Source organism: Polynucleobacter sp. AP-Sanab-80-C2 (assembly GCF_035012965.1).
In the GTDB taxonomy this organism is placed as follows: Bacteria; Pseudomonadota; Gammaproteobacteria; order Burkholderiales; family Burkholderiaceae; genus Polynucleobacter.
Genome location: NZ_JAYGQS010000002.1, coordinates 281,694 through 296,039 on the forward strand (window position 1 = coordinate 281,694; position 14,346 = coordinate 296,039).

The following is a 14,346-nucleotide window of genomic DNA, read 5'->3' on the forward strand; positions in this document are numbered from 1 at the left end:
GAGTTACTTTGCCTTGCACACAGAATTAAATACGCCTGCCGTCCAAGTTTCACTTAATACGGCCTCAAACTTGCTATCGGGCGTATTGTTATCGGACACCACTTTACCCGTCCCTTTGCTACCAGAAAATTCTTTAAAAGCGATTGGGCGATAACTCACCGTAGGACAGTCATATTCATTCAGACCAATGATGGAACTGACGGGTTGCTTATTGTTTGGATTAACGCCAGGCTTTTTGAAATCTAACATCGACAGGATTTGTGTTTTTTCACCCTGAGTCTGAACAGTTTCCAGATCTACATACACCACCATTAATTCATTTGCACCCAATTCTTTCCATGCAGCATTGGCATTGCTATGAGCACATAGGAGGGTTGAAGCGGTGATGCTAGCAAGCAGAATTTTTTTCATTGGATGTCTTTCAAAAAGAGCTTTCAGGTGCTTTGGAATATTTTATACGCCTCATGACTTATGCAATCATTTATTGTTGAGCTCTAGTGTGCGTTTACTGGTTTCAGGTTTCATTTGCAAAGGGAGGTATTCATTCTTAGCCCACAGCGGGTTCATATTGCGATACAGCTTGCTCTGGACCCATCCAGATTGGCCTGCCTGATAGATAAATAGCGATTTTTCAAGATCAGAAAAGTCGTAAATGGCTCGTAGGCTTGGGGCTTGCAAGGTTTGATAGGGATTGTTTGAGCGTAATAATTCTAACCTGCCGACGTTAATTGAATTACTGTCCCCTGGAAATGGCGTTTCTATATTAAATAACTTACCAAGAACGGGAATTTTGCTCAAGGGGCGATGCTCTGAGATAGCAATATGCGCTTTGCCCCATGACCATTTTTTAGGATCATTGCCATATTGATTGCTGATATAGTCAAGTGCTTTGTTAAAGGCATCATTAGAAGACTCAAGGCAGGTTTCGATCGCATCCGTTTTTGCATTGTCACACCATGGGCTATTGGGGTTCTGAACTTGGGCAATTAAGGCGCCTCGATAATTGCGCTCACCATAATTTTCAGAGAATAAATAGCTCAATCGAGAAAAGAGATTGCGTGTTAATTGATCAGCCCAGGCATTGAATATGAGTGCGGCAGCACTATCTATTTGCATGTCACCATTAAAGTCTTTTGAGATCTCCAATGCTTGTGCTGCCAATGGATGAGTTGGCGCGCTAGATTTAAATAGCTCTAAGAGTGGTGTGGCACCCAAAGAAACAGTATCCGCCTGCATTGTTTTCATGTAATCAGCATCATGCGAATTGCGAGCTTTAATTAAATCTACGATGCGGTCATAACGTGCTGATAAATCCCAGTCAGCTGTTAAGGGGTTTGGATCATTGGTGGCAATGATCCGTTGATTGGCTGTCGCTATCCAACCTTGTTCTGGATTATTGCTGGCGGGTAATTGTTCAAAAGGTACGTAGCCATTCCAGTCATACTGTTTTTCCCATCCCGGGGCTGGAGCAACGCCATATAGACCTTGATGTAATAGGCGCTTTGGAGCAATGCCAGCCGCTTGGTAGGCAATATTGCCATCGCTATCCGCCATCACTACGTTTTGCATGGGCGCATAATTTTTACGTAGTGCTTGCTTAAAAGCATCTATATCTTTAGCGCGATTTATTTCCAATAAACCAGCGACCGATTGATTTTCAATGTCGAGAGCAGTCCAACGTAATGCCAGGGCATAGCGACTGGTATCAATGGCGCGTTTAGCCCGTGCATATGAATCAGAAATCACTGGACCATGACGTGTCTCTTTCACAATGAAATGGAGGGGTGGCGCACCTTTGATATCAATAATCTCTTGACGAACTTTAAATGGTAGCAAGCCATCAGGTCCGCGATACATGCCAGGATTTTTTTCATCGATCTGCTCAATATACAAATCTTGTACGTCGGGATTAGTGTTTGTAAAACTCCAAGCAAATTTATCGGTCCTCCCTAAAACTACCGCCGGAATTCCAGGCAGGGTTGCGCCCAGGACATTTAAGCCGGGGGCGTCTAGATGGGCAAAGTACCAAATGGCAGGTGCTGATAAGCCTAAATGGGGGTCATTTGCTAATAATGGTTTGCCACTGGCAGTGAGTTTGCCGCTAAGAGCCCAGTTGTTTGAGCCAACACCATCTTTCCCTCCCATTAGGTCAACATGACTTAACTCTGTTGCTGGAAGATTTTTAGATCTACTGTTGATGGGTCCAGCCTTGGGGTTAAAGACCTTGAGGTCCTGATAGATCTTGGCAAAATCCATATTGGTCACAGGCTCACCAACTTCAAATGGTGGCATGACCTCCCAAATCTGTTTAGTCGTCAAAAATTGAGATAGCTCGAGCCTTTGTAATTCTTTATGCCAGTTGCCTCCAAGATCGTAGGCCATCATCAGCATCCAGGCGACACTATCGGTCGGAGACCAGTGACCTGGCTTGGAACCAGTTAAGTAGTACTCCACTGGGAGTACCCAGCCAAGTTGTGTATTGCCAGCATTGACACCATCAGCATAGGCTTGCAGTAAGCGCTTTGCGGTCACTGGGTATTTATCGAATTGCTGTTCAGCAGCGTGCTTGACTCCAAGTGTGCGAATGAATCGATCAATGCTGACAGTTTCGCTACCTAAGATTTCAGAGAGGCGACCACTGGCGATGCGACGATTCATTTCCATTTGCCACGACCGCTCGGTAGCATGTAAATATCCTAGAGCAAATAGCGCATCGGATTGACTATTGGCTTTGATATGAGGAATATCCGCCTCATCAAAAGTGATCACCACGCCATCCCCAAGACTCTTAATGACACGTTTACCCGATGGATTCGATTGTGCGAGATAAAGGTAACTGAGCGTGATGGCTAAAACGATCAGTAGGACGGTTGCAAGCGTCCACAGAATAGGGCGTAAGAATCGACGTGGTCCGGTTGAATTACCAATGGGCTTCATTTGGATATTTTAGTATTTTTGGGGTGGGCTGCCCTTAGTCTTCAGCGATATGGGCTTCCCAAGGGCATTTAGGGTGTACATGCTAAAATTTCGTTTGTCTTGATTTATATAGCGCGGCAGTGACTGCTAGTGCGAGCCCGAGTGGTGAAATCGGTAGACACAGCAGATTTAAAATCTGCCGACTCAAAAAAGTCGTGCCGGTTCGATTCCGGCCTCGGGCACCAATCGTCTTCAGTTCTTATTTCAAAGGGCAATCACTATTTTGCTTCGCACGCCTAAATTTGATCAAGCTGTTAGCTTTGTACTCATAGACAGTATCAACATGAATTTACTCAAACTCCTACTGTGCTTTTGCCTGACTTTTTCATCTCTTACTGCATGGGGTGTTGATGTTCTGGAATTTCATTGCAAACGTTCAGAAAAAGGATATACAGAAGAGTATGAGATGAAGATCACTCTTGCATCCGGAGCTCAAAAAGCAAGAGTATTTCTAGATGATCGTGACCTAGATCAGTCGGACGCGTATGGCAAGCAAGTGGTAAAGAGTGTGACTCTAGCTCGCCCCAATATTTTTATATTGATCGAAGCCAATTTTGAGCCAGAAAATCTGATGGGCGTAGCTTACTCTGCTGGAACGGTCTCTACACACATGACGCTTGACCCAGTCACTGGCAAGTTAAAGAAGGTGGAGAAAATTCAGGGTGGGATCTTGGGTGAGACGATGGGCGATGGCACTTACATTACCGAAGAAACATGCTTGCCCTCTAAGATGCCCTATAAGTCAAAATAGAATCGCAATAAAGTTTAATCAGGCTCAGTCACAAATCCTAGCTTAGTCAGGCCAGCGCGACGCGAAGCCGCCAGGACTTGAGCAACATATTCATATTTCACGGATTTATCAGCCCGCAAATTAATCTCTGGTTGGGGATTTTTCTGTGCTGCCTTCTCAGCATAGCCATCAAATGTCTTTAAATCAATCGGTGTGCTATTCCAGAAGATTTGACCCTTGGCATCAATGCTGAGCTGAACAGACTCGGGTTTGATTTCATTACGAACACTATTGGCTTTGGGTAGTTCAACTTTGACTGCTTGCTGAATCACGGGCAGGGTGATGATAAAAATAATCAGTAACACCAACATAACGTCTACCATCGGCGTCATGTTGATTTCCGCCATGATGGCGTCTTCGTTCTGATCGTCTGACATATGGAAAGACATCTTATTCTCCAGACTTCACACGTGCACCAGTCACAAAATAGGCAAGCAAGTCATTGCCAAAGTGATTGAGCTCTGCAACCAGTAATTTATTAGCGCGATTAATCGCGTTAAATCCAAGTACCGCAGGGATAGCTACTGCAAGGCCTAAGGCAGTCATGATCAAGGCTTCCCCGATTGGTCCTGCTACTTGATCGATTTGCGCGCTCCCTGAGCTGCTAATGGAGATCAGTGCATGATAGATGCCCCAGACGGTACCGAATAAACCAATAAAAGGGGCAACTGCTCCAGTTGATCCTAAAAAAGTGAGGCCTTTCTGAAGACTGGCAGCTATATTATCAATGCCATTCTTAATGCTTCTAGCCATCCACTCTGAATAATTCAAAGTTTGCAAAAGCTCACGGCGATCACTCGATTGACTCTGATGGTGAATGGAAGCATCAGTAGCTGATTTAGCAATCTGATAGTAAGGGTTCATGCTCGGATTGCTAAAGGATTGCAGTCCTTGTTCATAGGAGCTTGCATGCCAGAACTGATCAAGCTCAGGTCTCAATTTGCGCAGGTTGCGCAGTTCCCAAAAGCGGGTGAGCAAGATCACCCAAGTCACGATTGAGCAAGTGAGCAACACAATCGCCACAAAGCGAGTGATGGCATCGCCCTCAAGCCATAGATTTGCAATTCCAAATGGTGTATTCATAGTCCTTAATTCTTGAGATTAAATTTAATTAAAAGATTAGTAGAAATTCTTTGGGGTGAGCCATTGACTAAAAAAGGTTTAAACCGGTAACGTCTGCCAATATCGGTTGCCGCACGGTCCAGTCTGGGAAAAGCGCTTGATTGCAATATAGCAACATCTTCTACTTCTCCCGCCTCAGAAATAATTAATCGGACAACTACGGTACCTTGTTCACCAGATCGTTTGGAGAACGAAGGGTAATAAGCATCAGCATCAGGTTGATATACAACGACCAGTTTACCAATGTCCGTCTGTATGGGCGTGCCGCTAGCACCCCCTGTCGTAGAAGGGGCAACAGCCGCATTTTGCATCTGGGCTTCACTCTTGGTTTGCTGCTGAGTTTGTTGGCTAGTGTTCTGAGTCTGTGGAGGCGTTGGTTTTTGTGATGATTTATCCTCCACAGTTTTTTTCTTAGGCTCTTCCTTGGGTTTGGGTGGCGGTGTAGCAGGAGCTTGCTGACTTTTATTGGCAGCGGTATCAGGGCTGACTAAATTAGCCATGACCCGTGCATCATCCATTTTGGGCGGACGTGATGAAAAATGTAAAAACTCTAAAGCCGGCAGGGCATGCAATAGCAGCACGATGCCAATAATGATGCGTTCCGTTTTTGTAAACGGAAGACGTGCATCGATCTTCTCCAAAAAAGTGCTCATTGAATGCTACCCAATAAACTTGAGCTGACATCGTGAGAATCGAGATCACTCTGCATTAAATCTTGCGCCATCTTGAGTAAGGTAAGCTCATCTTTGCTGCTCACAAAGTGCACTGCCCCATGATCTCTTAAGGATGCACCTTTCGTTAATTTACTAGCGGAGTCTATTTGCTCTAATTGACGCTTTAATTGTCGAACGACGGCTTCGCTCGTATCGATTAGGGTGATCGTGTCACCTAATAATTTACGAATCGCGTTTCTCAAGAATGGATAATGAGTGCAACCTAAAACCAAAGTATCTGAACCTGCATCTTGAATGGGCTCCAGATGCTTTGCAAGCAGCTCCAAGGTTTCTTCACTATCCGCTTTGCCAGCTTCAATCAATGGCACTAGTCCAGCGCCAGCTTGTTTGATGAAACGACAATGATTGGGGAGGGTGGCTAATAATGCATTGAATTTATCGCTCTTGAGAGTGGCTTCAGTTGCCAAGACACCCACAATGCCATTTTCAGATTGCATGGCAGCAGGCTTGATGCCTGGTTCAACACCGATGACGGGCACTAGCACTTCAGCTCGAATATGTTTGATGGCTTCAGCAGTAGCAGTATTGCAAGCAACCACAATGGCATCACATCCGGCATCGGCTAAATATTTGCAAAGACTTAAGCTACGCGCAGAAATCCATTCACTGGATTTTTCACCATATGGTGCGTTTACAGAATCTGCTAAATAAATATAGTCATGTTGCGGAAGCTGGCGTAGGGCTTCATCCAAAATGGATAAGCCACCCACGCCAGAATCAAAAACGCCTATAAGCGACAATTCGGTGCCAATTCAAAAGCCAACATGTATTACGCAATCGTGACTGGAATATTGCCAATCTTCGCTTGCCATTCTTTCGGGCCAGTCTCATGCATTGAGATACCTTCGGAGTTCACGGCAACGGTTACCGGCATATCTTTGACATCAAACTCATAAATTGCTTCCATGCCGAGATCAGCAAAGCCAACTACTTTAGAAGTTTGTATTGCCTTAGATACTAAGTAAGCAGCACCTCCTACAGCCATGAGATAAGCAGATTTATGTTTCTTGATCGCTTCAATTGCTGCAGGACCACGCTCAGCTTTTCCAATCATAGAAATCAAGCCCGTTTTAGCTAACATCATCTCAGTGAACTTATCCATGCGGGTAGAAGTGGTGGGACCTGCTGGACCAACCACTTCATTGCCAACTGGATCAACTGGACCAACATAGTAGATCACGCGATTCTTAAAGCTGACTGGCAATTCTTCGCCTTTAGCCAACATATCCTGAATGCGTTTATGAGCGGCATCGCGTCCCGTCAAGATTTTGCCGTTTAACAATAGTGTCTGTCCCGGTTTCCAGCTCGCTACTTCCTCGGCGGTTAATGTATCTAAATTGATGCGTTTGGATTTTTGTACATCAGGTGTCCAGGTAACATCTGGCCAATCGGACAGTGAGGGCATCTCTAATTTTGCTGGGCCATCGCCGTGTAAATGGAAATGCACGTGACGAGTTGCCGCACAGTTAGGAATCATGGCGACGGGTAAGGAAGCTGCGTGGGTTGGGTAGTCCAAGATCTTAATATCAAGCACAGTAGCTAAGCCACCTAAGCCTTGCGCACCGATACCTAATTTATTGACCTTCTCGTAAATCTCGAGACGCAATTCTTCTACGCGATTTTTTGCTCCACGCACAATCAGCTCTTGAATGTCGACTGGACCCATCAGAGCTTCTTTAGCCATCAACATCGCTTTTTCTGGAGTACCGCCAATACCAATACCGAGGATGCCGGGAGGGCACCAACCGGCGCCCATCGTCGGAACAGTCTTCACTACCCAGTCAACGATAGAGTCGGAAGGATTAAGCATGACCATCTTGGCTTTGTTTTCTGAACCACCACCTTTAGCGGCGCATATCACTTCAACATCATCGCCCGGAACGATTTCATAATGAATCACTGCTGGGGTGTTATCGCCAGTATTTTTGCGTTTGCCTGCAGGGTCAGCTAACACTGAAGCACGCAAAGTGTTTTCTGGATTGAGGTAGGCACGACGAACACCTTCGTTGACCATGTCAGTGACGCTCATCGTGGCATCTGACCACTGTACATTCATACCAATCTTGAGGAAGACCACAGCAATACCGGTATCTTGGCAAAGTGGGCGATGACCTTCAGCGCACATCCGGCTATTGGTCAAAATTTGGGCAATCGCATCCTTGGCAGCTTCGCCTTTTTCAAGGGAGTAAGCCTTGCCCATCGCATCAATGAAATCTTTGGGGTGGTAGTAAGAAATGAACTGGAATGCGTCTGCAACGCTTTGAATGAGATCGTTTTGTTTGATATTTGTCATGGCTTTCTAGCTTATTTCCACATTAATAGTAAGGTTTGGCCTATTTTAAGGGTTTGCCATAGAGCAAATCCCGAGTGTTTTCACTTATCTTTGAAGGTTCAGAAGGTCTAAACCCGCCATTTTGCGACATTTTGCGCATTTTGAGATGTAAAGGCCATTGATTGTTAGATAGAGGGCTGCGAAGCATGGAACCATTAAAGCAAGAAAACCGCGTATTTCACCCACCTGCAGATTTTGTAAAGGGTGCGGCAATTCCAGGTATGGATGCCTATACCAAGCTTTGTGCTGAAGCGGAAAAAGATTATGACGGTTTCTGGGGGCGTCTTGCAAAAGAAAATATTTATTGGAAAAAGCCGTTTACCAAAGTTTTAGATGAATCTAAAGCGCCTTTCTATAAATGGTTTGAAGATGGCACAACAAACGCTTCTTATAACTGCTTAGATCGTCAAGTCGAAGCCGGCTTAGGCGATAAAACTGCCATCATTTTTGAGTCTGATGACGGTAGCGTTACTAAGGTCACTTACAAAGAGTTGCTTGAGCGCGTGTGCAAAATGGCAAACGCACTGCGCAAAATGGGCGTCAAGTCTGGTGACAGTGTCATTATTTATATGGCAATGACTATCGAGGGCATTGTAGCCATGCAAGCATGTGCTCGTATCGGTGCAATTCACTCTGTAGTGTTTGGTGGATTCTCGGCGCAAGCCTTGCGCGATCGCATTATGGATGTTGGTGCAGTTGCAGTGATTACTGCTGATGGCCAGTTCCGTGGTGGCAAAGCATTACCTTTAAAGGCAATTTGCGATGAAGCCCTTTCCACTGGCGAATGTCCTAAGGTAAAGCACGTGATTGTGAGCAAGCGTACTGGTGCTGATATTGCCATGACGGCAGGGCGTGATGTTTGGATGCAAGACATCATGGCTCAGGAAGCGACGACTTGTGAGCCGGAGTGGGTCAGTGCTGAGCACCCATTGTTTATTCTGTATACATCAGGCTCTACTGGTAAACCTAAGGGTGTGCAACACTCTACAGGGGGCTACCTCTTGTGGGCGATCCTCACAATGAAGTGGACCTTTGATATCAAACCTAGCGATGTGTTCTGGTGTACCGCTGACATTGGTTGGGTAACAGGACACTCTTATATTACTTATGGTCCACTCGCAGTGGGTGCCACCGAGATTGTGTTTGAAGGTGTGCCAACCTATCCTAATGCGGGTCGCTTCTGGGACATGATTCAAAAGCACAATGCCACTATTTTTTACACAGCACCAACTGCAATTCGGTCTTTGATCAAAGCGTCGAGCAATGATGAGGCCGTTCATCCAAAGAGCTACAACTTAACTTCCTTACGCCTCTTGGGTTCTGTTGGTGAACCAATCAATCCAGAAGCGTGGATCTGGTACTACGAGAATGTGGGTGGTTCACGTTGTCCAATCGCAGATACGTTCTGGCAAACCGAAACTGGTGGTCATATGATTTCTCCATTGCCAGGTGCAACGCCAATGGTTCCAGGTTCATGTACCTTGCCATTGCCAGGCATTCAAGCAGCTATTGTGGATGAAGCGGGTGTAGACGTGCCTAATGGTCAAGGCGGTATTTTGGTTGTGAAGCGTCCATGGCCTTCCATGATCCGCAACATTTGGGGTGATCCAGATCGCTTTGTGAAGTCTTACTTCCCTGAAGAATTGGGCGGCACTTTATATCTCGCTGGTGACGGTGCTATTCGTAATAAAGATACTGGTTACTTCACTATTACTGGCCGTATTGATGATGTCTTGAACGTTTCTGGTCACCGCATGGGAACTATGGAAATCGAATCTTGCTTGGTGGCTAATCCATTAGTTGCTGAAGCCGCAGTGGTTGGTCGTCCAGATGAGCTCACTGGTGAAGCGATTTGCGTATTCGTGGTTCTAAAAGGCGGTCGCCCAACAGGTGATGAGGCTAAAAAGCTTGCAACGGAATTACGTAACTGGGTTGGTAAAGAGATTGGTCCAATTGCTAAGCCAAAAGATGTACGTTTTGGTGATAACTTACCTAAGACCCGTTCGGGCAAGATCATGCGCCGTCTATTGCGTGTAATCGCGAAGGGCGAGGAAGTCACTCAAGATACCTCTACGCTAGAAAACCCAGCGATTTTGGATCAACTCAAAGAGTCTCTCTAAGCTGTCTTCATGGGGGTTTGAGACGAACCCCTTTCGGCAATCGTATAATCAACGGTTCCGGAAGGGTGGATGAGCGGTTTAAGTCACACGCCTGGAAAGCGTGCGTAGGTTAATAGCCTACCGCGGGTTCGAATCCCGCCCCTTCCGCCATTTATCACGAAAACCACCTGCGGGTGGTTTTTGCTTGATGGTTTACCGTAATATCCGAGTGACTAAGGTAAATAAAGTTAATAAGCTTAATAAAATATTTGGAGGCAATATGATTTTTGCAATTCTATTAATGGATCGTCCTGGTACATCAGAGCTGCGAGTACAAATACGTCCAGAGCATCGTGCTTACTTGGCACAACAAGCAGAGCGCATGGCTTTTGCTGGACCCCTCACTTCTGAAGATGGCAATACCGTAGTAGGTAGTTTGCTGGCAATGGATTTTCCAAGTAGGGCAGCTGTGGATGCATGGTTGAAAGATGAGCCTTTCACTAAAGCAGGCGTATATGAAAAACCGGTGATTCATGTGTTTAATAACATGTGGGCACAGAAGGCTGGATTTCCACCTGCATAAAAAGATCCCTATATTGAGGATGGGTTGTTACTTTTGGTATATCATTAGCTGATATAGTTTGGAGATGAAGAATGTCGGCATCTCCACATTACTAGACCTGCATCAACAGGTGATAGATCAAGAGGATGGTTACTGGGTGAAGATTGAGGCTTGGCAGGTTGAGGTTACAACTGCAATTCCACATGGTGTCCGGTATTCGTTGACACTCCATGATCCTCAGGGCTTGAGGATCATGGGCTATGACAATGCCCATGCCCTAAAGACTAGATCTGGTTATGCTGGAAGAAAATTACCATATGACCATAAGCATCGAAGTTCTCATGATCAAGGGGTTTACTATGTATTTAAAGATGCATATCAGCTACTAGGCGTATCTTCCTTGATGTTGATAGAGCATTAAAGGCGGCTAAAGGGAAATGAAAGTTATCAAAATTGGCATTGCATCACAAGAAGAAATTCGAAAACGCATACTTGCAATTGCAAGAGGCGATTTGAAGGCTAAGTCGAGTGATCCTAAAATATGGTTTACCTCTATGCGCTCTTTAGCTCAGGTTTTAAGTGATGAAAACCGGGCCCTGTTGGAAGTCATTAGATCATCTAAGCCCGTGTCGATCTCTGAGTTAGCAGACCTCACTGGTCGCAAGCAAGGTAATTTATCTAGAACACTAAAAACGATGTCGAATTACGGGCTTGTAAAAATGAAAAAGCAGGATAGGGCATTAAAACCCATAGCCTGCGGCGATCGTATTGAGATTTTTGTATAAATCTTAAATTGGCTTGATCTGAACTTTCCTGAACTTGATCGTTCCGCCTGCAGATTGCAGGGCAATGGGGCCTTCAGCAAAGCGACTGTCTTGCGCATCGGCGACAGTAACAACCCCATTCATCGTCACTTTGAAATGCGACCCATTGGCAACGATCTCCATCGTGTTCCAACGTCCACCAGCTTTATGAATCGGATCCACTTTTGCGACATCCACAATTGCGCCGGTAGCATAAGCTTGTTCCGGGCGAGTGTCCCAGATATTGATTTCATAAGAGTTATTTGCAGAGACTTTATTGGGGTCTTGGCAGCGAATAAAGATACCGCTATTAGTATTGGATTCAGCCCAAAATTCTGCTTTGATAACAAAGTTCTTATAAGTTTTGGTGCTTACCAAAAAACCGCTGGGCTTATTGCCTTCAACAATTCCATTGCCAATGACCCAACTCGCGTTACCCACAATATTCCAGCCGTTGAGGCTCACCCCATCAATCATGTCTACAAAACCATCTTGATTTTGTGCATGAGCAACGCTGCTAAAAAGAATGGTTTGAGCACAAAGAAAGAGTGCGGCTAGGAATTTCAAGGTTGATTTCATAGGAGGTCTCCACTGAAGTTATATTATTTATTTGGAACCTGTTGATTGTTGCTGATAATGGTGGCGAAGTGCAAGTAGCGGCTTTCCCTGAAAGTTCTAAGACAAAACTTGATCTACTACGTCTATATTGACCTCAGAATCAAGTAGACTTGCATTATGAATTTGACAAAATCGCGCCTTCTCCTCATTTTTACTATTTTTGCTGCTTTAAACCTTACAGCCTGTGGCTCGATTGAGTCTGCCGCTCAGGATGACTGCACCTCCATTGGTTGGCAAATCGGTAGTAAAGGCTATCAAGACTGCTATAAGGCACGTCTTTACGAGCGGAAGCTAGACTACTCTCTACCCCCAGGCGATAAGCCATCTCCATCCCTTCTCTAATATCAGGGTTTACCCTGATTTCAATCCCTTGAGCGCCGTCAAGGACTTAGGGGGTGAAATAACCCAAAATCAAGCGTTATTTTGCGTTTTAGCTAGTTTTGAGTAGCGCAAATGGATGCATTAAAACGATAAAGATTAGAGAATATGAATCACCCAAAGCCTTCACAAGAAGTTAAAGCAGTTGCAGTGGCTACTGCAGATGATTTGAGGGAGACCATTCGCCGAAAAAGTAAATTAAAAGGTCGTCAAGCAGATGACACATCTTTGGCAGAGGTTCGACAGCTGATTGGTGAGGCGGCCCATCGTCGAGACTTGCTGATTGAAAATCTTCATAAGCTGAATGATGAGTATCGTGCATTACATGATCGACATTTGGTTGCTCTGGCAAAAGAAATGAATTTGCCTATGGCTGAGGTTTATGAAGTCGCCACTTTTTATCATCACTTTGAGGTAGTGCGCGGCAACGATCCTGTGGCGGATATTACTGTGCGCGTATGTGATGGAATTGCTTGTGAATTAGCTGGTGCACAAAACCTAATGGCCAAACTTCCTGCGATTTTAGGAAATCCCAAGGTCAAAGTAATAGCAGCTCCTTGTGTGGGTCGTTGCGAACAAGCGCCTGTAGCGGTAGTGCATCAATATCCAGTGCTATTTGCTACAGCAGAAAAAGTTAAGGCTGCGGTCAGCAACCAATTAACTACCCAGCCAATGGCAAAAGATGATGCCAGCTTTGATCCGGCTGCATTAGCAGGGCATGGTGTATCTCCGCAAGGTGAGAACCAAGCAGTTTCACCTGACTATGTTGGCTATGAGGCTTACCGTGCTCAAGGTGGTTATACATTAGCTAGAGAAATTCATGAAGGTAAGAGAGACGCTGAGAGTGTAATCAAGGCGATGGAGAGTTCTGGCTTGCGTGGCTTGGGTGGCGCAGGTTTTCCAGCAGGTCGCAAGTGGCGCATCGTGAAAGACCAAACAGCACCTAAGCTCATGGCTGTCAATATTGACGAAGGTGAGCCTGGCACTTTTAAAGATCGAACCTATTTAGAGCGTGATCCCCATCGCTTCCTTGAGGGCTTACTCATTGCAGCAAATGTCGTTGGGATTAATGCTTGCTACATTTACTTGCGTGATGAGTATCACGGCTGCCGTGAATTGCTCGAAAAAGAAATAGCAAAGCTCAAAGCAAATCCACCATTTCCGATTCCTAATATTGAATTGCGTCGCGGTGCAGGGGCCTATATCTGCGGTGAAGAATCCGCCATGATTGAGAGTATTGAAGGTAAGCGTGGCGAACCCCGGATGCGTCCGCCATACATTGCACAAGTGGGTTTATTTGGTAGACCAACTCTAGAGCACAACTTTGAAACTCTGTATTGGGTGCGTGACATTGTTCAACGCGGTCCAGAGTGGTTTAGTTCTTTCGGTCGTCATGATCGTAAAGGCTTGCGGAGTTTTAGTGTAAGTGGGCGCGTGAAAATGCCAGGTGTGAAGTTGGCACCAGCTGGTATCACGATTCAAGAATTGATTGATGAGTACTGTGGTGGCATGCAAGATGGTCATCAGTTCTATGGTTATTTACCGGGTGGCGCATCGGGTGGTATTTTGCCGGCGACCATGAATGATATTCCGCTGGACTTTGATACCCTGCAACCGTACGGCTGTTTCATCGGTTCTGCTGCAGTGATGGTGTTTAGTGACAAAGATAAAGCACGTGATATGGCTTTGAATGTGATGTACTTCTTTGAGCACGAGAGTTGTGGTCAGTGCACTCCATGCCGAGTTGGTACCGGTAAAGCTGCGAAATTGATGCAAGCGAAATCATGGGATCAAGAAACCCTCGAAGATTTGGCTACTGTCATGGTAGATGCGTCGATTTGTGGCTTAGGTCAAGCCGCACCAAATCCGATTCGTTGTATTCATAAATATTTCCCACAAGAAATCGTATAAAAAGGGAAGAACGAGACACCT

At 45.4% G+C, this 14,346-nt stretch carries 15 protein-coding genes and 2 tRNA genes; 9 read left to right on the forward strand and 8 right to left on the reverse strand.

The features are described from left to right. Positions 1-3 precede the first annotated feature (3 nt). Both VC178_RS04645 and VC178_RS04650 read right to left on the reverse strand, forming a co-directional pair. Complete coding sequence (locus tag VC178_RS04645) at positions 4-411, reverse strand: surface-adhesin E family protein (protein WP_215320309.1); 408 nt, start codon at positions 409-411, stop codon at positions 4-6. 66 nt (positions 412-477) lie between these two features. Further along, positions 478-2,937, reverse strand: coding sequence for a penicillin acylase family protein (locus VC178_RS04650; RefSeq protein WP_323481742.1), 2,460 nt, complete (start codon positions 2,935-2,937; stop codon positions 478-480). Positions 2,938-3,072: 135 nt separating this feature from the next. Between VC178_RS04650 and VC178_RS04655 the strand changes: the two genes are divergently transcribed. Then, positions 3,073-3,161: transfer RNA gene (locus tag VC178_RS04655), tRNA-Leu, on the forward strand. A 98-nt stretch (positions 3,162-3,259) separates the two neighbouring features. After that, positions 3,260-3,727, forward strand: a complete 468-nt coding sequence (locus tag VC178_RS04660) for a hypothetical protein (RefSeq protein ID WP_323481743.1) — start codon at positions 3,260-3,262, stop codon at positions 3,725-3,727. A 14-nt stretch (positions 3,728-3,741) separates the two neighbouring features. On the opposite strand, the gene VC178_RS04665 is transcribed toward VC178_RS04660, so the two are convergent. From VC178_RS04665 to VC178_RS04685, 5 genes are read right to left on the reverse strand one after another with little or no spacing between them, the layout of a single operon-like run. Then, the gene (locus VC178_RS04665) at positions 3,742-4,155 is read right to left on the reverse strand and encodes an ExbD/TolR family protein (protein ID WP_215296868.1); all 414 of its coding nucleotides are present in this window, start codon (positions 4,153-4,155) and stop codon (positions 3,742-3,744) included. Position 4,156: 1 nt separating this feature from the next. Beyond that, the gene (locus tag VC178_RS04670; RefSeq protein ID WP_323481744.1) at positions 4,157-4,849 is read right to left on the reverse strand and encodes a MotA/TolQ/ExbB proton channel family protein; all 693 of its coding nucleotides are present in this window, start codon (positions 4,847-4,849) and stop codon (positions 4,157-4,159) included. 5 nt (positions 4,850-4,854) lie between these two features. After that, the gene (locus VC178_RS04675) at positions 4,855-5,541 is read right to left on the reverse strand and encodes an energy transducer TonB (protein ID WP_215296872.1); all 687 of its coding nucleotides are present in this window, start codon (positions 5,539-5,541) and stop codon (positions 4,855-4,857) included. After that, entirely contained in the window at positions 5,538-6,362 is an 825-nt protein-coding gene (murI, locus tag VC178_RS04680) for a glutamate racemase (protein WP_323481745.1), read from the reverse strand. The genes VC178_RS04675 and murI overlap by 4 nt, the downstream gene beginning before the upstream one ends. Before the next feature lie 29 nt (positions 6,363-6,391). After that, complete coding sequence (locus VC178_RS04685; RefSeq protein WP_323481746.1) at positions 6,392-7,915, reverse strand: fumarate hydratase; 1,524 nt, start codon at positions 7,913-7,915, stop codon at positions 6,392-6,394. 185 nt (positions 7,916-8,100) lie between these two features. Here VC178_RS04685 and acs point away from each other — a divergent pair, with 185 nt between their 5' ends. From acs to VC178_RS04710, 5 genes are all read left to right on the forward strand, one after another. Next, the gene (gene acs, locus VC178_RS04690; RefSeq protein ID WP_215296877.1) at positions 8,101-10,074 is read left to right on the forward strand and encodes an acetate--CoA ligase; all 1,974 of its coding nucleotides are present in this window, start codon (positions 8,101-8,103) and stop codon (positions 10,072-10,074) included. 59 nt (positions 10,075-10,133) lie between these two features. Next, positions 10,134-10,224: transfer RNA gene (locus VC178_RS04695), tRNA-Ser, on the forward strand. A gap of 109 nt (positions 10,225-10,333) precedes the next feature. Then, on the forward strand, positions 10,334-10,636 hold the full coding sequence (locus VC178_RS04700) for a YciI family protein (RefSeq protein WP_216177824.1): 303 nt from the start codon (positions 10,334-10,336) through the stop codon (positions 10,634-10,636). Positions 10,637-10,700: 64 nt separating this feature from the next. Further along, positions 10,701-11,036, forward strand: coding sequence for a toxin-antitoxin system TumE family protein (locus VC178_RS04705; RefSeq protein WP_323481747.1), 336 nt, complete (start codon positions 10,701-10,703; stop codon positions 11,034-11,036). Positions 11,037-11,052: 16 nt separating this feature from the next. Next, positions 11,053-11,400 (forward strand): winged helix DNA-binding protein, encoded by a 348-nt coding sequence (locus VC178_RS04710; protein WP_215296882.1) that lies wholly within the window; start codon positions 11,053-11,055, stop codon positions 11,398-11,400. Positions 11,401-11,403: 3 nt separating this feature from the next. On the opposite strand, the gene VC178_RS04715 is transcribed toward VC178_RS04710, so the two are convergent. Further along, complete coding sequence (locus tag VC178_RS04715; RefSeq protein ID WP_215296884.1) at positions 11,404-11,997, reverse strand: 3-keto-disaccharide hydrolase; 594 nt, start codon at positions 11,995-11,997, stop codon at positions 11,404-11,406. 156 nt (positions 11,998-12,153) lie between these two features. Between VC178_RS04715 and VC178_RS04720 the strand changes: the two genes are divergently transcribed. Next, a complete protein-coding gene (locus tag VC178_RS04720; RefSeq protein ID WP_216127391.1) occupies positions 12,154-12,378 on the forward strand; it encodes a hypothetical protein in 225 nt (74 codons plus the stop codon). Between the two features lie 144 nt (positions 12,379-12,522). Then, positions 12,523-14,325 (forward strand): NAD(P)H-dependent oxidoreductase subunit E, encoded by a 1,803-nt coding sequence (locus VC178_RS04725; protein WP_323481748.1) that lies wholly within the window; start codon positions 12,523-12,525, stop codon positions 14,323-14,325. The last annotated feature ends 21 nt before the right edge of the window (positions 14,326-14,346 follow it).